This window comes from Asticcacaulis sp. P2_C5 (genome assembly GCF_056404555.1).
In genome coordinates, this window is the sequence record NZ_JBFUDU010000004.1 from 231,410 (window position 1) to 255,465 (window position 24,056).

A 24,056-nucleotide genomic window follows, 5' to 3' on the forward strand; every position below is an offset into this window, starting at 1 on the left:
TTTCCGCGATTCCAGGTACCGTTATGTCAAAGCCCCGTGAAGTTCGTTGCGCCATTATAGGCACCGGTCCTGCCGGCTGGACCGCCGCCATCTATGCGGCGCGTGGCCTGCTCGCACCGGTCATCTTTACCGGCCCTCAGGACGGCGGCCAGCTCACGATTACAACGGACGTTGAGAACTATCCGGGCTTTGCCGAGGTCATCCAGGGGCCATGGCTGATGGACCAGATGCGCGACCAGGCCGTCCATATGGGCACTGAAATCATCGCCGAGATCGTCACCAGGGCCGACCTGTCGAAACGTCCGTTCCTGCTGGAAACCGAAAGCGGCGCGACCTTCCTGGCCGAAACCGTCATCATCGCCACCGGCGCCCAGGCCAAATGGCTGGGGATCGAGTCGGAGAAGACCTATCAGGGTTTCGGCGTTTCGGCCTGCGCCACCTGCGACGGCTTCTTCTACCGCAACAAGGTCGTGGCCGTGGTCGGTGGCGGCAATACCGCTGTCGAAGAGGCTCTGTTCCTGACCAAATTTGCCTCGAAGGTCTATCTGATCCATCGCCGAGAGCAGCTTCGCGCCGAAAAAATCCTGGTCGAACGCCTGCTCAACGACCCCAAGATCGAACCGATCTGGAACGTCGCCATCGACGAAATCCTGGGAGAGCGCAATGAATTCGGCGGCATGGGCGTCACGGGTGTCAGGCTGGAAAACGTCAATACACGCGAGCATAGCGTTATCGATCTCGACGGCGTCTTCATCGCCATCGGCCACGCGCCTGCGTCGAGCCTGTTCGAAGGCCAGTTGGAGACCAAGACCGGCGGCTATATCGTGGTTGAACCCGGCACGCCCAAGACCGCTATCAAGGGCGTCTATGCCGCCGGCGATGTCACCGACGACGTCTACCGCCAAGCCGTGACGGCTGCGGGTATGGGCTGCATGGCGGCCCTGGAATCGGTCCGCCTGCTGGCCGAGGAAGACCATCACCACGCGCTTCTGACGGCCAAGGAAATCGACGAAGATTTTTCGAAGATGAAGCGCAAGAAGGCCACCGCGAAAGCTTAATCAGCGCGGCGGGCCTCGCGAAACGCCGTGGGTGTCGCGTCGCACTGCACCTTGAAAGCGCGGTTGAACGGCCCGATCGAGCCGAAGCCGCAATCCAGCGCAATGGTCAGGACCGGCAAATGGTCGTAACGCCGGTCGCTCAGCATCGCCTGCGCGCGTTCGATGCGAAATTGATTGACCATGTGGTTGAAGTTGCGGAAACCCAGGGCGCCGGTGATCGACTGGCTGACCTTGTACTCCGCCTCGCCCAGGCGCCGCGCCAGGTCGCCAACCTTCATATGGGTTTGCGCATGCAGATTTTCGTCGCGCATAAGACGCAGGATACGCTCCGCCAATAGCCGGTCGTCGTCGGAGACGACACGACGGCGGGCTTGCACGGCCTCCGGCAAGGGATTGCGGCTACGATAGTGGATGGCAAGGCCGCCGCCGGCCAGGGCCAGCAAAGCACAGATCATCTTGATCTGGTCACCCCACTGCGCCGCCAGGCTGCCCTCCGGGGCGCCGCCGATCCCGATGACCGACACCGTCATGACCGTCGCATAGACCGCCGTGAAGGTGATGCGAAAGCGTCGCTCGCCGGGCGCCATGTCGCGACGATAGCCGCGCATGGGTTCGACCAGGGCCAGCAGCAGGGCCGTCGAGCTGAGTAGCCCCAATGCATTATGGCCCATCTGGCGCAGCGGGCCGGCCTCGCCCATCCACTGCAAAATCGCGATGAGGCCTATCAGGAGTATGACCAGGACCAGCGGCCATGGCGGCCTGGTGAGGTCGGCCCGGTGAAACAGCGAACGCGTCAACAACCATGACCAGCCGCAGGTCGCGCCACCGGCGATGGCGACGAGATCTGGCCCTGGCCCTGTCCAATCGGCGATCAGGGTGTGGAGGCAGAAAAAGGCCACAGAGCCGGCGAACATCGCGCCATACAGGTGGATGGCCTGCCATCCGCCGCGAACCGCCGTCATGTTCCGTAGCTCTGCGTCCATCATGCCGTCACGATAACCGACAGTGGTGAAAAAATCTCTGGTCGATTTCCAAATCGGCGAGACGAGGCCGTCAGTTCGTCCTCAGTTGGGTCCCTCACGCCCTTACGGACCCTATTCATGACACACCTCGATTCCAAAACGCCGGAACCTGCCGGCGCCAAACTGCTGCGCCGATCGGGACTGATCTGGTACCTTACCGCCGCGGTTGGCCAGATGGCCTTCGTCTGGATGATCCTGGCCCATTATGGCCGCAAGACCCTGGCCGGCGACTACGCCGGCTGGAACGACAAACCAATTATCAAAGGCTATGTCGAGGGTGACATGGGCGGCAATACCATGTTCGCTGTCCATGTGCTTCTGGCCGCCGTCATCACCCTCGGCGGCCTGCTGCAACTTGTTCCGCAGATCCGTAAATATATCCCGGCCCTTCATCGCTGGAACGGCCGCCTGTTTCTCGTTCTGGCCTATTTGATGGCGATCGGCGGTTTGTGGATGACCTGGATGCGCGGTACCTGGCTTACGATCCTGTCCGGTGTCGCCGTTTCGCTGGACGGCCTGTTGATCCTGGTATTCGCCACAATCGCCTGGCGGCTGGCCGTGGCGCGCAAGTTCGACGCCCACCGCCGTTGGGCCATGCGCACCTTCATGGTGGTCAACGGGGTCTGGTTCCTGCGGGTCGGCATCATGGGCTGGAGCGTGCTCACCCATGGCGCCGGCATGACCAGGGACCTGTCGGGCCCGGCCGGCATCACGCTTCAGTTCGGCGCCTACCTCATCCCCCTGGCTGTGCTCGAACTGTATGTCCGTGCCCAGCAAAGCCACCACGCCGCGACAAAGCGCCTGACCGGCGGGTTGGTGTTGGCGATGACCCTCTTCATGGCAGTCGGCATCTTTGGCGCTGTGGTCTTCATGTGGGGGCCCTACATGTAAGACCGCTGGGACATGGGCGGGCTTCAAAAAAAATTTTAAGACCCGCCCTTGAACCATCCCAAACCCCTCCCAAATTCTACAACGAAGGCGCCGCTATCGGGCCTTCTTGAACGGCAGCATTGCCCATCAGGGGATGTGGATGTTGTTCAAAATCAAACCTTTACGGGTTGCGCCCCTGCTTGAGTCTTGGACTCCAGGACCCCCGTAAGGCCTCGCTTCTTTAAGGAGAGCCCTATGCGTACCGCTATCGATTTTTCCCCCCTGTATCGTTCCGCCGTTGGCTTTGACCGCCTGGTCAGCCTGCTCGATTCCGCCGCCCGCACCGACGCGACGCCGGGCTGGCCGCCGTACAATATCGAGCGCATTGCGACCGATGAAGGCGCGACAGGTGAAGATGGGGGCGACACCTACCGCATCGAAGTCGCCGTTGCCGGCTTCCGTCCCGACCAGCTCAATATCGAGGTCAAGGAAAACGTATTGACCGTCACCGGCAAGAAGGACGCCGACGACGCCAACCGCACCTTCCTGCATCGTGGCCTGGCCGAACGTTCCTTCGAGCGCCGCTTCCAACTCGCCGACCATATCCGCGTGACCGAAGCCGACCTGGCCAATGGCCTGCTGTCGATCGGGCTGAAGCTGGAAGTGCCGGAAGCCAAGAAGGCCAAGACGATCGCCATCAAGACCGGCTCGAACGTTTCCACGGTTCTCGAAGCCGCCGAATAAGGCTTTAGCTCAAGGTCGCCGGAATAGGCGTTTCGGCGACCGCTCCCACGTTTCTCCCTTATAGACTTCTACAGGCCCTTCGGCGTCTGTGATCCTTAAACATCCGGCCCCTCCCTCCCGGTTGTCGATCACAGAGCGTCCGGAGGGTCTTTTTTATGTTCGGTCATCGCCTCGCCGATCGTCGCGAAATCGCCGGCGCTGAGTTCCAGCACGCCAAAGCGCAGGCTGTAACCCCAGTTTTTGTCACGCGTCAGGTCGAGCCGATCGATCAATGGCCGGATTGGCTGTTCGCGACCGTCCAGCCAGTCGACGTCGCGGCGAAACGGTTGAAAGCCCTCTGACATATAGCCGCGGTAAGGCTCACCGTCCTTGATCCTTCCAATCGCCGTGAAGCTTTGAAAGCCGTCCTTCGTCCCCATTTCGACAGACGGTGAATAGTAGACGATACCGTCACCGTGCTTCATCCGTTTCAGCGGACCGAGCTTGCCGTGATTGACCTGCATGAAACCCTCGGCACGACCACGCCGGACATGGGCGGCGCTGGCCACAGCCAGCCAGAACCTGGGTTGACCGATCACCACAGGTTCTTGCCGTCGATCACCTCGACCGGCACGGCGTCGAGATCGAAATCGTCAAGCAGGCGCGCATTGATCGCCACGCGCATATGCTCGAAGTCCGGTTTGAAATCGACCCACGACGGCGAAAGGTTATAGGTCGCACAGCCGCAGGTGGGGCAGAAATTATGCGCCACGGTCTTGCTTTGCCAACGATAGGTGGCGAAGCTGGTCGGTGTATCGAACTTCACCTGGTCGGGCGCGTAATAGGCATACAACGCACCTTTCTTGGCGCAGATAGAACAAGTGCAACGCGTTACGGATTCAGGCGCGGTCTCGATTTCGAACCGGTTGGCGCCACAATGACAACTGCCTTTGATCGTCATGATCTGTCTCCTGTGAAGGTGACGGATCAATAGCATAGTCATGCTGCCAAATTTTGTCAGGATGCCTTGATGTCAGGACGCAAGACGCCCGCGCAGGCCGACACAGGTGACGTGTTCCAGCGCCTCCAGCCTCATGGTGGCGCCTTCGAGATTGGCGCGCGACATATCGGCGCCATCCAGCTTGGCCAGTTTCAGGTCGGCCTCGCAGAAATTGGTGCCACGCATTCGGGCTTCGCGCAGGTCGGCCGGCAAGACCCGGGTCGCATCGATCTGCAGGGCGCCCAGCTTGGCGCCTTCGAGATTGGCGCCGTCAAGACGGGCACGGAACATCCGCACACCGCGCAGGTCGGCGCCCTTGAGGTTGCAGTTGCGCAGATCCGCCTCTTCCAGATGGGCGCCTTGCAGTTGAATGCCACGCATGTCGAGGCCATAGAAGACCGCGCCCTTGGCCGACAGCGCCGTCAGGTTCAGGCCGCGAATCTGGCCCAGGGCGCGCAGGTCGGCCTTGTCGAAGGTCGACGGCTTGCCTTCGCGGCCCAACGTATCGACCCAGCGTGCGTGGTCCTGCAACATCTCGCCGTAGGGCAGCGCCTTGATATCCGTACCGACGACCTTGTCGGTCAAGACGCCTGTCATGTCCGCCTGTTCGGTGCGCATCATGTCGGTCTTGGCGCCGATCAGCACGGCGTCCTTCATCGAGGCGCCGGTGAAGTCGGCTCCGGACAGGTCCGCCCCGGCCAGGTCGACATTGTTCATGATCGCCTGTTTCAGATTGGCGCGCACCAGTTTGCACGACTTCATGGTGGCGTCGGTAAAGTCGGCCTTCATCGCCTGGATACCCGACAGCTTGGACCGTTCGAGATTGGCGCCGCGCAGATTGGCGTAGCTCGCTTCGGAGGTACGCATCGAAATTTCGACATAGGCCAGCCCGGCCTGTTTGTCCGGCAGGGCCAGGGCGCCTTCTCGCAGGTCGGCTTCGTACAGGTCGACACCCGACAGATTGGCGCCACGCAGGCAGGCGCCGCGCAGATCGACGCGACGCATGCTGGCGCCCGTCAGGTTGGCCAGTTGCAGATCGGCGCAGAAAAGGTTCGAAGTATCCAGAACAACACCCGCCATATCGCAGTCGGTCAGTATGGCTGCGGTGAAATCAGCGTCCTTCAGGACACGCCCACGCAGGGACAGGCCCGACAGGTCCATCCAGGCAAACACAGCCCGGCCACCGCCCGGTTTCATCGCGACAAACCGTTCGTGTCTTTGGCAAATCTGATCGACCTGGGCTTGCGACAGCTTGGTATAGCGTCCCTGGCCCGCCGTAGCGTTCATTCCTTGCTGGCTTTCACTGGCATGACTTACGCCGTCAAGGTGACAGAAAAACCTTAAAAATTGGCTTTATTCAGTAAGTAAGCCAAGCGCGCGCAATTCGGACGCCAATTGCGTGCCTTCCACGACGTAAAGACTGCGGTACCCTTTGGCCGCGGCGGCGCGCAATTCGGCGTCGAGATCGGCGCCTGGGTCAGCGATAAATTCGGCATCAAAAGCATCGGGCGAGGTGGCGATCTGCACCATCGGCCGTCCGGTTTTCAGGAAATGGGCGAAGGGTGCGATCAGGTGGGAGGCTTCCTCGGCCAGCAGACCGCCCTCGACCGTGATGCCAGCATCCTTCAGGCGCTGCGGACCCAGGTGCGAAGCGAGTGGCGACGGGTCGTCGCAGGCATAGACGACCTTGACGACTCCCGCCGCGAGCAGCCGTTCCGAACAGGAGGGCCGGGGCGTGGAGCGCTGGCCGCAGGGTTCCAGGGTGACATAGGCCGTTGCGCTTTTGGCGTTGTCTCCGGCGGCGTCGAGCGCCACCTCTTCGGCGTGGGGGCGTCCACCGTCGCCCGTGGTGCCTTCGCCCACGATGCGGCCGTCCCTGACGAGGACGCAGCCAACCGATGGGTTGGGCCAGGTCTTGCCGGGCCGGGCCAGGCCGATCGCCCGGCGCATGAAGTGGGAGGGGGCTGCCACGATAGATTCCCTCTTCCCGTTTACGGGGAGAGGGCTAGGGTGAGGGGCTTCTTTGGAGGTCATGTTTTTGGGAATTGCCGGATAAAACTGAAAATCGCGCGCATTAACAAATTCCGAAATTCTCCCGTCGCAAATGCCAGCAATCGTCTCGAGAACCGCCTCATAACTGCTTAGGACGTCGCTGGCCCAAAAGCGCGCTACCGACCAGCCCAGTTCGTTCATGTACATATTTCGAATCTGGTCATTCGGTAAGTCCATGTGCTGGCTGCCATCTGCTTCCACGACCACCATTAATTCGCGGCAGGCGAAGTCGGCGAAGTAGGGTCCGATGGGAAGTTGGCGAGCAAATTTAAAGCCGCACATCTGACGATTGCGAAGTGCGTGCCAGAGCCGTGCCTCTGCGCCGTTATCCTGCCGACGCAGGATCCGTGCGCGTTGTGTTCGAGTCTCGTTCGGCCCTCGCATGTGTGACTGAGCCTTTCTTTGCCCCTCCCCCTAACCCTCTCCCCGCAGGCGGGAAGAGGGAATTTTAAGGCGTACGACTACCCTCTATTTCAATTCCGGCAACGGATTCGCCCGCTTCGCATCGAGATACTTCGCCGATACAGGCTTCAGCTCGCCGTCCAGTTCCACCACCAGAGGATTGCTGGTCGGGACCTCGACCTCGAGAATCGCGGTTTCGCTGAGATCGAACAGCGACTTCAGAATCGCCCGTATCGAGTTGCCGTGCGCCGCGACCAGAACCGTCTCACCCGACTGCAAAGCCGGCACGATGGCGCCCGTCCAGAACGGCATCACGCGCTCCAAAGTCGTCTTCAGGCTTTCGGTGTCCGGCAGATCCGCGCCCGCATAGCGGCGGTCGCCCTTGAAGTCATAACCACTGCCGGCGTCGAGCGGCGGCGGCGGGACGTCGTACGACCTGCGCCAGATCTTGACCTGCTCGTCGCCATGCTTGGCGGCCGTCTCGGCCTTGTCCAGGCCCGTCAGCCCGCCGTAATGACGTTCATTCAAACGCCAGTCCTTGACCACCGGCACAAAGCTCTGGCCAGCCGCCTCGAGGCACAGATTGCAGGTGCGGATAGCGCGCGTCAGGACAGAGGTGAAGGCGCGGTCGATCTCGATGCCTTCCGCCTTGATCAGTTCACCGCCGCGCGTCGCCTGGGCCTCGCCCTCCGCCGTCAGGTTGACGTCAACCCAGCCGGTAAAGCGGTTTTCGAGGTTCCACTGGCTTTGGCCGTGGCGAAGCAGGACGAGTGTGGGCATGGGGCACCTGACATTTATGGGAGTTGCCCACGCCTATAGAAGTCACGCCACCAGATGTAAAGCATCGCCGGGCCTGACCGCACCGCCTTTGGTAACACGGGCATAGATGCCGCAATCGCGATGGCCGTAATTCTCCCACAAGGCCGTGCACAGGTCGATATCGCGCTCAGCCGTGTGCGGATTCACATGGGTGGCCACGCAGCGAACGATCGGTTTCAGCACCTCGAATTCCGGACCATCGTCGCCCAGGCGCAAGGTTCGACCGACCCACCCGTGGTCCTCGAACGGGTGCCAGCCCTCGACCCAGATATTGCCGCGCAGGCGCAGAGGATCAAGGTCCTGCCCTACCCGCTTTTCCAGGTCGCGCAGCGAATTCAGATTGAGAAAGGAGACAAAGCCTCGCCCCGAATCGGTGAAGCGAAAATGCTGTCCCACCGCCTCCCAGCCCGGCGCGCTCAGGAGATTTAACGGCTGTACGACCGGGTCATAATCCTCGTGCTCGGCCAGGGTCGCTTCGACATAGCCGGCCAAAGCCCGAGCACCGTCCGGTGTGGTCAGGTCGAAAGCGCTTGTTTTTCCATCGCATACGATCTCAAAGCTACCGTCCGCCTCATTATAACGGGTGTTCAATCTTGCCACGGCAGGGAAGCGCGCCAACACGGCGAACTTCATTTTCGAGATGGTTTTGGGCGACTGCGGATCGAAGCCTGAAGGTCCGACCTCCAGGGCATACAGGCGGTCAAACGGGAAGAAGCCATTCTCGACAAGCGACGCGTCTGACACCTTTTCCGGGGTGAATCCTTTTACCGGATGGCGCCACAGGGCCGATATAACGCCGGCGGGGTTCATCCGAACTCTTCCTCAAGCTGGGCCAGGCGTTCGGCCTGGTCCTCGGCAATCAGGGCGTTGATCATCTGGCCCATATCGCCCTCCATAAATTGCGGCAGGTTATAGAGGGTCAGGTTGATGCGATGGTCGCTGACGCGGCCTTGCGGATAGTTGTAGGTACGGATGCGTTCCGACCTATCGCCCGAGCCGACCTGCGACTTGCGCGCGTCCGACCGCGCCGTGTCCAGCGCCTGCCGCTGCTGGTCGTAAAGACGGGCTTTCAGGTTGCGCATGGCGATGGCTCGGTTCATGTGTTGCGACTTTTCTGAACTGGTCACGACGATACCGGACGGCATGTGGGTGATACGGACGGCGGAATCGGTCTTGTTGACGTGCTGGCCGCCCGAACCCGACGCGCGATAGGTGTCGATGCGGATGTCCTTGTCCTGGATATCGATCTCGACATCCTCGGCCTCAGGCAAGACCGCCACTGTCGCCGCCGAGGTATGAATACGCCCGCCAGCCTCCGTCGCCGGCACGCGCTGGACTCGGTGGACGCCGGATTCGAACTTCAGCTTGCCGAACACGCCGTCGCCAGTAACCGAAGCAATGATTTCCTTGTAGCCGCCCATTTCGCCTTCCGACACGCTGTCGACCTCGACACGCCAGCCCTGGGTCGACGCATAGCGGCTGTACATGCGGAAAAGATCACCGGCGAACAGTGCCGCTTCGTCGCCGCCAGTGCCTGCGCGCACTTCCAGAATCGCCGAAGCGTTCTCGTCCTTGTCCTTGGGCGCCAGCAGGAGCGCCACCCCGCGCTCCAGATCGGGCAGGCTGGCCTTCAGCTCGGTCAATTCTTCTTCGGCGAGCGGCGACAGGTCGGGATCACCCAGCGCCGCCATCTCTTCCAGTTCGGGCACCTGCTGACGCGCCTTGATCAGGCTGGCCACGGCATCGCATACCGGCTTGATCTCGGCGTGCTCCTTCGACAGCCGGACGATCTCGGCGCCATCGGTCGCCGATTCCATCCGCGCCTCGATCATGCGGAAACGGTCCATGACCTGGTCGAGCTTGGCTTGGGGAAGATGTATCAAGGCGGCTACTCACAAAGGATTGGCGCCATCGCTTAAACTTATTTCGGGTAGGTATCAATGAAGCTTTGACGTCGTTCCATGACATCTTGCAGCGCCGCCGCCTTCGGCGCGACGGTCCGCCAATCGATATGGGGATAGCGGAAGTCGGCATAGGTCGCCGCCACCGCCAGGGTCATGGCGCCGGTGTCGAACCTGTCCGGTGCCGGGCACACCGTCTCCGCCACCGCAAAGCCGCGCAGCAGACTGTCCTCCCAGCGCTTCAGCCAGAAGGGCGAGCGCTCGTTTTCCGGCCGGCGGTTTTCCAGCACCATCTTGACCGTCATTTCCAGAATGCCGTCAGCCAGCACTTCCAGGCGACGGACATCCCAGTCGCCGTCGCCGTACAGTCGGGCACAGATCAGGGCGCTGTCGGTCCAGCAGACGCCGTCGTCATCGACCAGGGCCGGTATCTGGGCCAATGGATTGGCGGCAAGCAGGTCGGCAGGGCTTTCGACCGGAATTGTGAACACTTCCTCGACGGAACCGAGCAGACCCTTCTCGCGCACCACGATGCGCGCTTTTCTGGCATAGGGTGAGCCGGAATTGATAAATAGTTTCATGTCGCGTTCCTGGAGATGGCGTGCAATGGTCGCTTGGCAGCGTGCCGTTAGTCACCCGCAAAGCCTGTCAGGTCAAGGGGCAAGGCGACGATTCACGGCGCCGTTTTCGCGGCACAAAGCCCTTAACAAAAGCTTAAGAAACTACGGCGGGCGTTTGCCTTAATTTAAGAGTTTTCGGTTACGGTCGCCCCAGATAAAAAATCTTCACCTCAGAATGAGGGTCTGGTGAAACGTAGCGCAAGCGAACTGAAGCTGCTCGCCCCTATGGCTTTGATTGTGGTCGCGGCAGTCTGCGCTCTCGTGGGGAGTCTGTGGGTGTGGGCCGAACAGGCCGACGTCATGTCGCGGACACGCGAAGAGAGTCTGGTCAAGCTTGGGCTCGATCAGATGGCGGACGATCATGCCATGCTGATGACGCCCATCACCATCTGGGACAAGGCGGTCGTCAGCACCCAGGTCAAGTATAACAAGGAATGGGTGACGGCCAATATCGGCGCCTATTTCCAGAACTATCTCAGCTTCGAATCCAACTTCATGATGGACGACAAGGGCCGCATCGTTTTTGCCTATCGCAACGGCCGTGAAGCCGACCCAAAGAGTTTTGAGATAGTTGCACACCAGGCGACAGGCGTTCTCAAGGAACTGCGCAGCCGCTACGACCAGCGCGCCGCCCAGCGCCTGGCCTATAACACCGAAAGCAATCACGCCGGCAAGCTGATCGCCGTCAACGGCCACATCTATATCATGGGCGCCAGCCTGCTGTTGTCCGACACCCACGACCCCAAATTGCTGGTCTATAAGCCCTATGTCGCTGTCGGTACTCATGAACTGAGCAGCACCGAACTGATCGCCCTGTCCCAGCGCTACATGGTCTCGGATATCCACCTGCTGCATCCTGGCCAGGCGCGCGAAAAAGGTTCGGCCTCGGTCGCCTTCCGTGACAGCAATACCGGCCAGGTCCTGGCCGAATTGACATGGATGCCCGACACGCCCGGTCGTACCCTGTTCATCCGGACCCTGGGTCCCGTGCTGATGATCTCGCTGGGCCTGGGCCTGATCGCCATCGTCCTGCTGCACCAGAGCCAGAAGGCGGCCCAGGGCCTGATCGCCTCCGAGGCCAAGGCCAAACACATGGCCTTGCATGACAACCTCACCGGCCTGCCTAACCGCACCCTGTTCGCCGATCGCCTGAAGCAGGCCTGCGAGCGGCTGAACCGACAGAGTGGCCAGGTCGCCGTCATGTGCATCGGGCTGGATCGCTTCAAGGACGTCAACGATACGCTGGGCCATCTCGCCGGCGACGAGTTGATTCGCAATAATGCAGCCAAGATCAGCTCCATCATTCGCGCGGGCGACACCCTGGCGCGTCTCGGCGGCGACGAATTCGTTATTATCCAGACCGATACCGACGGGCTCAGCGCCGCGGCGCTTGCCAAGCGTGTGTTGGAAACCCTCACCGGCACGGTCAATCTCGAAAACGGCCAGGTCTTTTCGTCGTGCTCGATCGGAGTGACCCTGATCCATGACGGCGAGATCGATCCTGCCGAAGCCCTGCGCCAGGCAGATCTGGCTCTGTATCGCGCCAAGGACCAGGGCCGCGGCCAGTACGCCTTCTTCGAAGTCGAGATGGACGCTACGATCAAGCTGCGCAAGTCGCTGGAAACCGGCCTGCGCGAGGCCGTCCATATCGAAGCCATCGACGTCGTCTATCAGCCGCAGGTCGACCATTTCGGCAATATTGTCGGCGTCGAAGCCCTATGCCGCTGGTCACATATGACGCGCGGTCCGGTGTCCCCGGCCTATTTCATCCCGCTGGCCGAAGAATGCGGCCTGATGTACGACCTGGGCGCCCTGGTCATGCGCAGGGCTATGACGGACGCCCATCGCTGGCCGGGCCTCAAGGTCGCCGTCAATGTGTCGGCAACCCAGATTCGTTGTGCGGGGTTCGTCCAGGATCTGAAGGACCTGCTTCACGAAACGGGCACCCAGGCCGGGCAGATCGAGATCGAGATCACCGAAGGCGTGCTGCTCAATGACGACAACGCCACGCAGATCATTCTGCGCGACCTGCGCCATCTGGGCTTTACCATCGCGCTCGATGATTTCGGTACGGGTTATTCCAGCCTGGGCTATCTCAGCCGCTATCCGGTCGACAAGATCAAGATCGACCGTTCCTTCGTCTCCAACCTGGGCGTCGATCCGGAAGCTGAAGCGGTCATTCGCGCCATCGTCAAGCTCAGCAAGGCGCTGAATCTCAATATCGTCGCCGAGGGCGTCGAAACCCGGGCGCAGAAGAATATCCTGCGGCAGGCCGGCTGTACCATCATCCAGGGCTTCCTGTTCTCGAAGCCGGTGTCGGTTGAAGAGATCGACGAGATGATGCGCCACGACCGCCGCCTCACCATCACCGATGGCGACCTGTACGACCTGAAACGCGCTATCTGATCGACGTCCCAGGATAGTGCCAAGGTCCTGGACTCGTGACAGCGCCGAAGCCCGCGGAACCCACAGCCGCCGGCGCAGGCAATCCGTCCCGACCGTACCGTGACTCAGGCGAGTAACGGGTGTCCTTGGACCCTGGCTACCAGACAATATGGTTGAGCAGTTTAGGGTCGTTGGCGGTCGTGTTCAGCACGGTGATCGTATTGCCGCCGCCCAGATCGATCAGCGTATTGCTGCCGGACTGACTGAGCGTGATGCCGCCGCCATTGACCACGCCATGGCTGATCGCGTGCAGGTCGATCTGGTCGACCGCGCTGGCAAAACCACTAATCGTATCCACGCCACTGTTCAGCCCGAAAGCAAACACGTCCGCGCCCTGCCCGCCGATCAGCGTGTCGTTGCCGCCACCGCCGTTCAGGGTGTCATTGCCGGAACCGCCATTCAGGATATTGTTGCCGGCATTGCCAAATAGGCTGTTGGCAATGGCGTTGCCGGTCGAGTTGATATTACCAAGACCGGTCAGTCTGACGACATCGATATACTGGTTGCCTGTGTTGAAGGTAATCGATGAGAAGACCGTATCGCTGCCCTGCCCATTGAGTTCGATGACACGATCGCCGGTATCATCCACAAAGAAGGTATCGTCGCCCAGGCCGCCGGCCATCAGATCCGCGCCGGTAGCGCCGTCCAGTACGTCATTGCCCGCCAGTCCCTTGAGGGCATTGTTGCCGGAATTGCCGGTGATCAGGTTGTCGAGGGCGTTGCCCGTGCCGGTGCTGTTGAAGGCACCGACAATGACCAGGTTTTCGATGAAATTGCCCAGGATAAAACTGGCGGTCGAATAGACGCGGTCGATGCCGCCGGCATCGGTCGAGGCGCTGGTCGTCTCGCTGACCTTATCGCCGACATTATCGACATAGTAGGTGTCGTCGCCGGCTCCGCCGAGCATGGTGTCGGCGCCCTTGAAGCCGTCGAGGACATTGTTGCCGGCATTGCCGGCGATAATGTTGGCAAGCGGATTACCCGTACCATTGAGGTCGGCATTGCCGACCAGGATCAGGTTTTCGACATATTGTACGCCCAGGTCATAGCTGATGCTGGCCGTGATCGTATCTACGCCTTGGTCGGCATATTCCCGGACAAAATCCCCGCCAGAACCAACTATGTACCTGTCATTACCAAAGCCGCCATACATCGAATCGTCGCCCAGCCCACCGTCGAGCAGGTTGTTGCCGGAATTACCGATCAGCGTATTGTTCAGTGCATTGCCGGTCCCGGCGATATCCTCTACCCCGGTCAGGGTCAGGCGCTCGACATATTGGCTCAAGGTGAACTTGACGCTGGACAGGACGGTATCGTCGCCGCCTGTATCGGCGCCGCCGGAGACTTCTGAAACCAGATCGCCGGCATCATCGACAACATAGGTGTCATTGCCCGCGCCGCCGGCCAAAGAATCCTCACCACTGCCGCCGTCGAGGCGATTGGCGCCACTATTGCCACGCAGGGCATTGGCCAGGCCGTTGCCCGTAGCATTGAGATTAACTGTCCCGGTCAGGGTCAGCTTTTCGACATTGGCGGACAAGGTGTAGCTGAGACTGGAATAGACCAGATCGCTGCCTGAACTGGAACGCTCGGCAACCGTGTCTGCGGCACTGTCGATATAGTAGGTGTCGTCGCCGGTGCCGCCCATCAGCAGGTCATTGCCCAACCCTCCATTCAACGCGTCATCGCCGCCATTGCCGAACAGCCAGTCACTGCCGTTTCCGCCGGTCGCCGTGTCGTTACCCGTGGTACCCAGAAATGTCTGGCCATCCACCGGGATAGCTTGCGAGGTCATAGAAGACTGGTCGCCGGACACGCCGATATGGTAACGCGTACCTTCAAAGGTAGCGACCGCTTCAAAGCCGGTCGGATTTTTCTCGGCGGCAAAAGCCAGGGTCGAACCGGCGGTCAGAGACGTGGCGAACGCGGAAGCGATCCACGCGCTCGTTGCATGCTGGTTAATCCCGATCACGGGTGCAGGAACGGCCTGATAAAGATTGGTGGCGACCCAGCCTTGCGGATTGGCCCCCGACCGGCCGGAGACTAGGTCATAGGTGGTCGCACTGCCTGTTACAAAAGCAGCGTCGACATTCGCCGTGCCGACGGAAAAGCTGGTCGTTGAACCGGCCGTGGCGCCCGTGGCGTTGGGGGCCAGGTGCCAATTGAGTTGGAAGTCGTGGGCCGTGGCCGCCGCATTGACTGTGTCGTCGAAGACGAAAACCATGCCGTCCTTCAGAACGAACAGGTTCCGTGTGATCGTCAGATCTGTGTAGCCCTGATGCGAGGCATTGACGTAAGAATAGGCACTGTTGGAAAAGATGGTATTGGTCGAGGTATCGACGTCATAGCTCTTGTTGTCGACGATGATCACATTGTGCGCGATGGTCTGCCGCAAATAGCTGTCGCGGAACGATCCAGTGAAGCCATTTTCGGGAACATGGTCGTAACTGTAGGGCCCTCCGGAATCGATCAGTATGTTTTGACCGAATTCGGAGAGAAGGAAGTTCAGGTTGTCGTAATGGCCGTGCGAATTGAACGCCTTGTTGACGTCCAGCAGGACATTGGTATCGCGAACATTCTCCCAGGCATATTGCGGATGGATGATGATGTAACCGGAAGCGCTGTAGTCGATCAAATCGGGCGGGCGCGTACCGTCCACGCCATGGCTCAGGACATATCTGTCGAAAGGCGTCGTGAGCCCAAGGGCAATAACCTGATCGACAATGCTCTGATTTGTCTTGAGACCGTAGGAGGCGTCGCCGCTGGCCGGAAACGAGCCGTCCGGCCGGCGGACCAGAATGTCGAATTCAGCCATGCGCGTCAGCACGCCCTTGTAATCGACACTCGACGTGAATCCGTTTTGCTGGATGTCCTGATAGGCATCCATCAGCATGGACATCTCAACCCGTTGATAAAGAAAGGATTGTTCCTTCGTAACGCCCGTGTCGAAATCGACGATCTTGCTTAGCACGTCATCGACCGCATTGAGCCCCAGGGTCAGCAAGGCGGCGCTGTTCGATTCAAAAAAAGGCGTGCCGGACTCCTGACCAAACACGGTGGCGTACGAAGACAGGGCCATGGAATGGAAGAAGCGGTGATTGCTGTCTGTCCAGTCCTTTTCAAGCTGATTGACGTTCACCAGATCGCCGTCGCGATCGTTCCTGATACCCTGTGCCAGGATCGCCGTTTCGGCGTCGGTCAGGGAAATGGTTACGCCATTGGCGTTGCCGGACTTGAAATAGCTCGCATAAAAATAACTGATATTGGCCAGGCGGAAAGCCGTCGCCGCATCGTTCCATACCATGCCGCTGGTCGGATGGTCCGGATCCGAATTGGCTGTGTAGAAACTGAGTACGATTTTTTTCAGGTATTCGGGAAATCCGGCAAACTTGCCTTTTTTGTAAGCCGCTTCCGCAGCGAACAGAAACGCCATTGAATCGTAGTCCAGCAACCACGTGCGACTGCTGTAAGGGTCTTCCGCCCAGGTCGGATTGTCGGGTATCGTCCACGCCGCAAAGTTGGGAAGCGGCTGAAAGGCGTGTTGACTGAGCCAGAGATTGACATCGGCCGTCGACGCGTATTTCGCCTGCTCGTGCGGCCACAATATGAGATTCGGCATAGAGGTTCTCCTTCGGCCTACAATCAAAAATCCAGCCCTGCGGGATACTTGCCGGGCAGACAATCATAAAACGTGGAGCTGGGTCTCGATCGTGGCAGGGCTGCCTTACCTCACCAGCTCGTAACGGCCGCCCCCCCGGGGTAATGCCTGATTTTGCGGGTTCAGGTTATATTTATTGTGCAGTGCCGTCAAGAACAACTGCACTGCAAAGCAATTCACAAAGGGGACGGATGACAAACGGGCGCAGTGCCCAGTCTATGGCAGCTAAATCGGATTGAGAACCTGCTGTAACAAATGCGCGGCAACTCTGTGACAACGCATTAAAATATTGTATTTATTATTTATTTTTACATTTTCCGGATCTGCATCAGCCGTAAAAGTGGATCCGGCCACACGATAAGGTGCTGCGGTTGGCGCAGGCTCCGAGATGACTGGGGAATGGTCGCCTTCGTGGAAATGTTCGCACCAGCGAAAAGGAAACGGGCTTTCTGTGAGCGCCCGTTCAGCTTGGCGGTAACCAGATAAACACCCGGGCGTCCACTTTATCGGATTGCGCTCTAAATTACCGGTGTTCCAGCGTTACCACACAATATGGCTGAGCAGGTTCGGGTCGGTGGCCGTCGTGTTCAGCACGGTGATCATATTGCCGCCGCCCAGGTCGATGACGGTATTGCTGCCAGACTGGCTGAGCGTAATGCCGCCGCCATTGACCACGCCATTACTGATCGCGTGCAGGTCGATCTGGTCGTTTATGCCCGCGAAACCGCTGATCGTATCGACGCCGCTGTTCAGCCCGAAAGCAAACACGTCCGCGCCCTGCCCGCCGATCAGCGTATCATTGCCGCCACCGCCGTTCAGGACGTCATTTCCGGAACCGCCATCGAGCACGTTGTTGCCGTCATTGCCGAACAGGCTGTTGGCAATGGCATTTCCGGTCGAGTTGATATTACCAAGGCCGGTCAGTCTGATGACATCGATATACTGGGTGCCTGCGTTGAAGGTGATCGATGAGAAGACCGTATCGCTTCCCTGCCCGTTGAGTTCGATGACGCGATCGCCGGCATCGTCGACATAGAAGGTATCGTCGCCCAGGCCGCCGGCCATCTGATCCGCGCCGGTAGCGCCGTCCAGTACGTCATTGCCCGCCAGTCCCTTGAGCGCATTGTTGGCGGAATTGCCGGTGATCAGGTTATCCAGGACGTTACCGGTGCCTGTGCTGTTGAAGATGCCGGTAATGACCAGGTTTTCGACAAAGTTGCCCAGGGTGAAGCTGGCAGTGGAATAAACCGTATCGACGCCGCCGGCATCGGTCGAGGCGCCGGTCGTCTCGCTGACCTTGTCGCCGACATTATCGACATAGTAGGTGTCATTGCCTGCGCCGCCGAGCATGGTGTCGGCGCCCTTGAAGCCGTCGAGGACATTGTTGCCGGAATTGCCGGTGATGATGTTGGCGAACGGATTTCCTGTACCGTTGAGATCGGCATTGCCGGCCAGAATCAGATTTTCGACATATTGCACGCCCAGGTCATAGCTGAAGCTGGCCGTCACCGTGTCGATGCCCTGATCGGCGTATTCACGGACGAAGTCGCCGGCCTGGTCGACGATGTAGCTGTCATTGCCGAAGCCGCCATACATGCTGTCGTCGCCCAGCCCGCCATCGAGCAGGTTGTTGCCGGAATTACCGATCAGCGTGTTGTTGAGCGCATTGCCGGTCCCGGCAACGTGCGCCACTCCGGTCAGGGTCAAACGCTCGACATATTGGCTCAGGGTGAACTTGACGCTGGACAGGACGGTATCGTCGCCACCCGTATCGACGCCACCGGAAACTTCCGAAACGACGTCGCCAACATTATCGACAACATAGGTGTCATTGCCGGCCCCGCCGGCCATGGCATCCGCGCCACTGCCACCGTTGAGCTGGTTGGCACCGGCATTACCGCGCAGGAAATTGGCCAGCCCGTTACCCGTGGCATTGAACGCACCGGTCCCGGTCAGGGTCAGGTTGTCGATATATTGGGTCACGCTGAGGGCATAGGTGAAGCCGGCAAAGACTGTGTCGGTGCCCTCATCTCGTGCCTCGGTGATGACCTCGGACGTACTGTCGATATAGTAGGTATCGTCGCCCTGTCCGCCCGCCAGCGTATCGACGCCGCCGGCGCCATCGAGCTGGTTGCCGGCGTTGTTGCCGGTTATGATATTGGCCACGCCGTTGCCGGTTCCGGCAATGTTGCTGCCGCCCGACAGGGTGAGATTTTCATAGCCGTCGCCCAGGACATAGTTGCGAGCGCTGACGATCGTGTCGATGCCGCCGGTGTCGGTGAAGACGTCGAACTGGTCGATGATGTAGGTATCGTTGCCCAGGCCGCCGGTCAGCGTGTCATTGCCAATGCCGCCCTCGAGCGAGTCGTCGCCGTCACTGCCGGTCAGGCTGTCATTGCCCTGTCCGCCCTTCAGGACGTTGTTACCGCTGTTGCCCAACAGGATGTTGTCCAGCGTATTGCCGGTCAGTCCGACATCGCCAGTGCCGGTCGCCGTCATGTTCTCGACAAAACCGTTGCTGCCGTTAAAGGTCGCTGAGGCCAGGACGATATCGGCCCCCTCATTGACCAGTTCGGTGACGATATCGCCGGCAGTATCGACAATATAGGTGTCATCTCCCTTGCCGCCGGCCATGATGTCGGAGCCACCGGCGCCATCGATCCGGTTGTTGCCGTCATTGCCGTTGATGTTGTTGCCCTGGGCACTGCCGGTGCCGTTGAGATTGAGCGTGCCCGTCAGGACCAGCTTTTCGACATTGTCGGTCAGGGTATAGCTGAGGTTGGAATAGACCAGGTCGCTGCCTGAATTAAAGGCTTCGGTGACCAGGTCACCAGCGTTGTCGATAACATAGGTATCGTTGCCATAGCCGCCGGCCATGGTGTCGGCGCCGGCACCCCCATCCAGGCTGTCATTGCCCCACATGGTGCCATTTTTATCGAGCGAGATATTGAGCTGGTAGCTTTCGCCCGTGGCGACGACGCCGTGGCCGTATTCCGACACCTCGATATAGTAGGTGCCCGACTGTGCAAAGGTATATTCCAGGTACGAGTCGAAACTGGTCGTGCTGCCACCCGCGCCCTGCTGATCCCAGGAATCGTCGGCCATTTCCAGCAGCTTGCCCTTGTTGTCGTACAGGCGAAGCTGGGTATCGATGGCAATGGTCGCATCGATGTCGAAGGTCGCCGTAGCGCCAGCGCGGATGGTGAAGCTGTACCAGCGATAGGTGTCGTTGCCACTGGCCAGGATGGTTGCGTGCGGAATGACCGTCGGGCTGATGATGAAGGAATTGTCGAGGACATTGAACATCCCTGGCTTGATATACATGGCCGTCGTGCGCGAATCGTGCAGCACCGCGCCGCTGTCGATAATGTCGCCACTGATCGTTTCGCCGCCGTTCAGGATATCATTGCCGTTCGCGCCCAGCAGGATATTGTTGCCGCTATTGCCGGTAATGACATTGTTGAAGGCATTGCCTGTGCCGTTGAGGTTGGTGTCTCCCGTAAGGGTCAGGTTTTCAATCTGGGTTCCTGTCAGGTCATAGGCCAGGACCGAAACGACCGTGTCCGTGCCCTGGCCTGCCAGTTCCACAACGACATCGCCGGCATCGTCGACCATGAAGATATCGTCGCCGAGACCACCGTCCATGGTGTCCGTGCCGAGCCCGCCGTCCAGCACGTCATTGCCGTCCGCCCCGCTCAGGCTGTTATTGCCGTCATTGCCGGTCAGGATATTGTCCTGGCCGTTGCCGGTGCCGTTCAGGTTACCCGATCCTGTCAGGTTGAGGTTTTCGGCAAACCCGCCGGTCAGGTTGTAGGTTATCAGCGAAAAGACCGTGTCGGTTCCGCCGCCATTGGCTTCAACTATCTGGTCAGCGGCATTGTCGACATAGAAGACGTCATTGCCGCCGCTGCCGTCCATGGTGTCGGCCCCGACGCCGCCGTCCAGCGTATCGTTGCCGCCGCCGCCGGTCAGCATGTTCGTGCCGATGTTGCCGATAATCCAGTTGGCGCCGTTATTGCCGGCCCCGCCGAGCGCCGAGCTGCCCGTCAGGATCAGGTTCTCGAAATTGACTGCCAGGATGAAACTGCGTGACGACCTGACCGTGTCGGTGCCTTCGTCGAATTCCTCGACGATGCTGTCGCCGCTTTCAACGAAATACAGGTCGTCACCGATGCCGCCCGTAAGGGTGTCGTTGCCGAGCCCGCCGTCCAGCGTGTCATTGCCCGCCCCGCCGGTCAGGCTGTTGGCCGCCGAATTGCCGGTTATAGCATTGTCAAAGCCGTTGCCTGTACCGTTGATCGCATCCGTTCCGGTCAGTTTCAGTGTCTCGATATTGGCGCCCAGCGACCATGTCACTGAAGCCTCGACCGCATCCAGACCTTCGTTGAAGCGCTCGATCAGGCTGTCCGCGACATTGCCGACGACAAAGGTGTCACTGCCGGCGCCGCCAACAAGGGTGTCCTGGCCCAGGCCGCCATCAAGGCGATTGCTGCCGGCGTTTCCGGTGAGGAAATTGTTGCCGGCATTGCCGGTGCCGTTGAGATCACCGATACCGGTCAGGGTCAGGTTTTCGAGATTGGCATCGCCAAGGATATAGCTGATCGAGGTTGCGACAGTATCCGTGCCCTCACCGGTCAGTTCGGTGATGATGTCGCTCAGGCTGTCTACGCCATAGGTGTCGTCACCGATACCGCCCGTCAGCACGTCGCCGCCGGCGCCGCCATCCAGCAGGTTGGCGAAACTGTTACCGATGAAGGTGTCATTGCCGACGCCGCCAACCAGGCCTTCGACATTGATCAGGGTGTCGGCACCGGCCGTGGCGCCCGAGGACGTGCCTGTCCCGCCGCCTACCGAGTCGACACCCAGCACAACCGTCACCGCGGCAGTGTCGAGGCTGTAGTCGGCGATATCCAGGCCGCTGGAGCCATTAAGCGTATCATTGCCGGCGCCGCCCATCAGCCGGTCACTGCCGGAACCGCCGTGCAGGAGATTGGCGGCGGCATTGCCGATCAGAAAATCGTTGCCCGTGCCGCCCAGGGCATGCTCGATCGTCACGCCCTGGGCAATCGAGACATTGCCGATCAGCCCGCCGACGCTGGAGAAATGGCTTGCGCGCAGGTCGACCAACGCGTCCTGGCTATAGCCGGTAAAGTCGAAAACGTCCGTACCGCCGCCGTCCCAGACGCAGAAGATCAGGATGCTGTTGGCGTCGGTGGCCGAATATTGCACGCGACCCGCCGTGCTGTGGAAGCCGTAGGTGGTGTTGGTCGCCCGGGTCGTCATATTAGCGCCGTACAGGCGCTGGGCCGCGGCTATATCGTCCATCAGCGGCGCGGACGCATAGTAGCCGTTGAAATCGCCGCCCGTATTGGTTTCGCTGAAATAGCTCATCACGGTGTAGGCGCGCGAATCCTCGAAATACTCGGCGTCGGTTCCATAGGCCGGTGTGCCGGTCGTGGCGTCGTAGTCGCCGGGATGTTCCAGGCCGATGGCGTGGCCGATTTCATGCGCCAGGGTCTGCATGCCGTAGTTCAGCAGGGTCGGCGTGGCTTCGTAGGCGTAGCTGGTATTGATCCAGATATCGCTGCTGGAACTGCCGTTCGCCCCGTCGGTCGGCATGTAGGAAAAGGCTGCCGCGCCGTCGACGCCGGCATTGTAATTGCCGAACAGCATCGTGGCGTCGTTCGAATAGCCGCTGCCATCATCGACGCGGCTGAAGGTGATATTGGCGACGTCCGACCAGGCCTGCAGGACCAGCAGCGTCGCCGCAATCTGGGTGGAGGAAAACTGCGAGAAGCCGCTGGTGTCTTCGGGCATGACATCAGCGCTGACCCGGAAAGCATAGGTCACGACAGCGGCCGTGCCCGTGACGCCACTGCCGTTCAGGGAATAGCCGCCGCGCGTCAACTGCTGGCCAGCCTGGGTCGGGGTAAAGGAAGGAAGCGTATTGGGACTGGGGCCACCGCGTTCGAAGTTCGGATCGATTGCGGCCTGGAGAGTCGAATGCCCAGGCGTCGCTACGCCCACGAAGCCGCCCCGGAAACTGTCTGAATCCGCGTAGATCATACCGCCCTGCCCCTGTAATTTTTTTTGGCAAACCCGGCCGTTGCCCGTGCCGGCCACTCTGGTCCTAACATAGTCTTAAGGGCCAAAACCTTACTTCGCCTTAATCGGTAAAGCTTATGCCCCTTTAACCATAGGGTTCCCTTATATCGGGCTGCGGCGGCGCTAACATGCACAATTTGGTGAGCTTACGCTGACGTCAGCCCCAGGACGTACCGCGCCTACAGCTTGGCCGCGTGGGCCTCGACCAGATCGACAATATGTTCGACCATATCGGTGTTGCTCAGCTTGTGATCGGGCTTGCCGGCCATATAGACCATGCCGGAACCGGCGCCCCCGCCGGTAAAGCCGACATCTGTATAGAGCGCCTCACCCGGGCCATTGACGACGCAGCCGATGATCGACAGCGACATCGGCTTGGCAATATGGGCCAGCCGTTCTTCCAGTTTTGCCACCGTCTCGATAACGTTGAAACCCTGACGGGCGCATGATGGACAGGCGATGATATTCACCCCGCGGTGGCGCAGGCCCAGGGATTTCAGCAGGTCGAAGCCGACCTTGATCTCCTCGACCGGATCGGCGGCCAGCGAGACGCGCACCGTGTCGCCGATACCTGCCCATAACAGGTTGCCCAGGCCGATGGCTGACTTGATGGTGCCATTGCGCAGGGGGCCGGCTTCCGTCACCCCGATATGCAGCGGACAATCGATGGCGTCGGCCAGGGCCGAATAGGCAGCCACCGTCAGAAAGACGTCGGACGCCTTGACCGAAATCTTGAACTCATGAAAATCGTGATCGCGCAGGATATTGGCGTGGAACAGGGCACTGTCGACCATGGCTTCGGGGCACGGCTCGCCGTACTTCTCCATCAGGTCCTTTTCCAGCGAACCGGCATTGACGCCTATGCGCATCGAGCAGCCATAGTCCTTCGCCGCCTGGACGACTTCGCGCACGCGGGCGGCCGAGCCGATATTGCCGGGATTGATACGCAGGCACGCCGCGCCCGCCTGGGCGGCTTCGATGGCGCGTTTGTAGTGAAAATGGATGTCGGCGACGATCGGCACATTGGACTGCCGGACGATCTCCTTCAAGGCCTGGGTCGACTCGACGTCCGGACACGATACGCGGACGATATCGGCGCCGGCCTCTTCCAGGGCGCGGATCTGCGCCATGGTGCCCTCGACGTCGTGCGTACGGGTATTGGTCATCGACTGGACGGTGATCGGGGCATCGCCACCGACCGGCACCTTACCCACCATGATCTGCCGGCTCTTGCGCCGCGCAATCTGCCGCCACGGACGGATATGGGTGTGATCTGAGGGCTGGTGGCTATCCATATCGAAAAATCCGGCTGCGTACGCGACTATAACACGCGTCCCAAATACTAGCGTCTATATATCAGGCTTGCGACACGACGTCACAA

The 24,056-nt window shown here is 60.2% G+C and carries 16 protein-coding genes and 1 pseudogene; 4 read left to right on the forward strand and 13 right to left on the reverse strand.

Annotation, left to right across the window (positions count from 1 at the left end; genetic code table 11):
• The first annotated feature begins 23 nt into the window (after positions 1-23).
• Positions 24-1,058: a thioredoxin-disulfide reductase gene (trxB, locus tag AC1DXO_RS09115; RefSeq protein WP_476977813.1), complete on the forward strand. Its 1,035-nt coding sequence runs from the start codon at positions 24-26 to the stop codon at positions 1,056-1,058.
• Here the strand turns inward: trxB and AC1DXO_RS09120 are convergent.
• Positions 1,055-2,020 (reverse strand): helix-turn-helix domain-containing protein, encoded by a 966-nt coding sequence (locus AC1DXO_RS09120; protein WP_476977814.1) that lies wholly within the window; start codon positions 2,018-2,020, stop codon positions 1,055-1,057. The two genes, trxB and AC1DXO_RS09120, sit on opposite strands and share 4 nt — an antisense overlap.
• Positions 2,021-2,158: 138 nt before the next feature.
• Here AC1DXO_RS09120 and AC1DXO_RS09125 point away from each other — a divergent pair, with 138 nt between their 5' ends.
• Entirely contained in the window at positions 2,159-2,971 is an 813-nt protein-coding gene (locus AC1DXO_RS09125) for a DUF2306 domain-containing protein (protein WP_476977815.1), read from the forward strand.
• A 234-nt stretch (positions 2,972-3,205) separates the two neighbouring features.
• Positions 3,206-3,694 carry an Hsp20 family protein gene (locus AC1DXO_RS09130; RefSeq protein ID WP_476977816.1) on the forward strand — a complete coding sequence of 163 codons (489 nt, stop codon included), beginning with the start codon at positions 3,206-3,208 and terminating at the stop codon, positions 3,692-3,694.
• 128 nt (positions 3,695-3,822) lie between these two features.
• Here AC1DXO_RS09130 and AC1DXO_RS09135 read toward each other — a convergent pair whose 3' ends face one another.
• From AC1DXO_RS09135 to AC1DXO_RS09175, 9 genes and pseudogenes are all read right to left on the reverse strand, one after another.
• Positions 3,823-4,272, reverse strand: a complete 450-nt coding sequence (locus tag AC1DXO_RS09135) for an EVE domain-containing protein (protein ID WP_476977817.1) — start codon at positions 4,270-4,272, stop codon at positions 3,823-3,825.
• A complete protein-coding gene (locus AC1DXO_RS09140) occupies positions 4,269-4,634 on the reverse strand; it encodes a GFA family protein (RefSeq protein WP_476977818.1) in 366 nt (121 codons plus the stop codon). Before AC1DXO_RS09140 ends, AC1DXO_RS09135 begins: the two co-directional genes overlap by 4 nt.
• A 72-nt stretch (positions 4,635-4,706) precedes the next feature.
• A complete protein-coding gene (locus AC1DXO_RS09145; RefSeq protein ID WP_476977819.1) occupies positions 4,707-5,960 on the reverse strand; it encodes a pentapeptide repeat-containing protein in 1,254 nt (417 codons plus the stop codon).
• 66 nt (positions 5,961-6,026) lie between these two features.
• The gene (locus AC1DXO_RS09150) at positions 6,027-6,644 is read right to left on the reverse strand and encodes a bifunctional diaminohydroxyphosphoribosylaminopyrimidine deaminase/5-amino-6-(5-phosphoribosylamino)uracil reductase RibD (protein ID WP_476977973.1); all 618 of its coding nucleotides are present in this window, start codon (positions 6,642-6,644) and stop codon (positions 6,027-6,029) included.
• A gap of 150 nt (positions 6,645-6,794) precedes the next feature.
• Positions 6,795-7,109 (reverse strand): annotated as a pseudogene (locus tag AC1DXO_RS09155) (endonuclease domain-containing protein); the annotation flags it as partial.
• 84 nt (positions 7,110-7,193) lie between these two features.
• A complete protein-coding gene (gpmA, locus tag AC1DXO_RS09160; protein ID WP_476977820.1) occupies positions 7,194-7,907 on the reverse strand; it encodes a 2,3-diphosphoglycerate-dependent phosphoglycerate mutase in 714 nt (237 codons plus the stop codon).
• Between the two features lie 42 nt (positions 7,908-7,949).
• The gene (locus AC1DXO_RS09165; RefSeq protein ID WP_476977821.1) at positions 7,950-8,756 is read right to left on the reverse strand and encodes an MOSC domain-containing protein; all 807 of its coding nucleotides are present in this window, start codon (positions 8,754-8,756) and stop codon (positions 7,950-7,952) included.
• On the reverse strand, positions 8,753-9,826 hold the full coding sequence (gene prfA / locus AC1DXO_RS09170) for a peptide chain release factor 1 (RefSeq protein ID WP_476977974.1): 1,074 nt from the start codon (positions 9,824-9,826) through the stop codon (positions 8,753-8,755). Before prfA ends, AC1DXO_RS09165 begins: the two co-directional genes overlap by 4 nt.
• 41 nt (positions 9,827-9,867) lie before the next feature.
• Positions 9,868-10,428, reverse strand: a complete 561-nt coding sequence (locus AC1DXO_RS09175) for a glutathione S-transferase family protein (protein ID WP_476977822.1) — start codon at positions 10,426-10,428, stop codon at positions 9,868-9,870.
• Positions 10,429-10,653: 225 nt separating this feature from the next.
• Between AC1DXO_RS09175 and AC1DXO_RS09180 the strand changes: the two genes are divergently transcribed.
• Positions 10,654-12,873, forward strand: a complete 2,220-nt coding sequence (locus AC1DXO_RS09180; RefSeq protein ID WP_476977823.1) for a putative bifunctional diguanylate cyclase/phosphodiesterase — start codon at positions 10,654-10,656, stop codon at positions 12,871-12,873.
• Between the two features lie 136 nt (positions 12,874-13,009).
• Here the strand turns inward: AC1DXO_RS09180 and AC1DXO_RS09185 are convergent, their stop codons facing one another.
• From AC1DXO_RS09185 to ispG, 3 genes are all read right to left on the reverse strand, one after another.
• Complete coding sequence (locus AC1DXO_RS09185; RefSeq protein ID WP_476977824.1) at positions 13,010-16,531, reverse strand: heparinase II/III domain-containing protein; 3,522 nt, start codon at positions 16,529-16,531, stop codon at positions 13,010-13,012.
• 579 nt (positions 16,532-17,110) lie between these two features.
• Complete coding sequence (locus tag AC1DXO_RS09190) at positions 17,111-22,636, reverse strand: M10 family metallopeptidase C-terminal domain-containing protein (protein ID WP_476977825.1); 5,526 nt, start codon at positions 22,634-22,636, stop codon at positions 17,111-17,113.
• A gap of 218 nt (positions 22,637-22,854) precedes the next feature.
• Entirely contained in the window at positions 22,855-23,970 is a 1,116-nt protein-coding gene (ispG, locus tag AC1DXO_RS09195; protein WP_476977826.1) for a flavodoxin-dependent (E)-4-hydroxy-3-methylbut-2-enyl-diphosphate synthase, read from the reverse strand.
• Positions 23,971-24,056: the final 86 nt, after the last annotated feature.

Coding starts and splice junctions, on each gene's coding strand:
- AC1DXO_RS09130 (WP_476977816.1), top strand. CDS start 3,206: ATGCGTACCGCTATCGATTTTTCCCCCCTGTATCGTTCCGCCGTTGGC.
- AC1DXO_RS09140 (WP_476977818.1), bottom strand. CDS start 4,634: ATGACGATCAAAGGCAGTTGTCATTGTGGCGCCAACCGGTTCGAAATC.
- AC1DXO_RS09145 (WP_476977819.1), bottom strand. CDS start 5,960: ATGAACGCTACGGCGGGCCAGGGACGCTATACCAAGCTGTCGCAAGCC.
- ispG (WP_476977826.1), bottom strand. CDS start 23,970: ATGGATAGCCACCAGCCCTCAGATCACACCCATATCCGTCCGTGGCGG.
- AC1DXO_RS09165 (WP_476977821.1), bottom strand. CDS start 8,756: ATGAACCCCGCCGGCGTTATATCGGCCCTGTGGCGCCATCCGGTAAAA.
- AC1DXO_RS09175 (WP_476977822.1), bottom strand. CDS start 10,428: ATGAAACTATTTATCAATTCCGGCTCACCCTATGCCAGAAAAGCGCGC.
- AC1DXO_RS09125 (WP_476977815.1), top strand. CDS start 2,159: ATGACACACCTCGATTCCAAAACGCCGGAACCTGCCGGCGCCAAACTG.
- AC1DXO_RS09185 (WP_476977824.1), bottom strand. CDS start 16,531: ATGCCGAATCTCATATTGTGGCCGCACGAGCAGGCGAAATACGCGTCG.
- AC1DXO_RS09190 (WP_476977825.1), bottom strand. CDS start 22,636: ATGATCTACGCGGATTCAGACAGTTTCCGGGGCGGCTTCGTGGGCGTA.
- gpmA (WP_476977820.1), bottom strand. CDS start 7,907: ATGCCCACACTCGTCCTGCTTCGCCACGGCCAAAGCCAGTGGAACCTC.
- AC1DXO_RS09120 (WP_476977814.1), bottom strand. CDS start 2,020: ATGACGGCGGTTCGCGGCGGATGGCAGGCCATCCACCTGTATGGCGCG.
- trxB (WP_476977813.1), top strand. CDS start 24: ATGTCAAAGCCCCGTGAAGTTCGTTGCGCCATTATAGGCACCGGTCCT.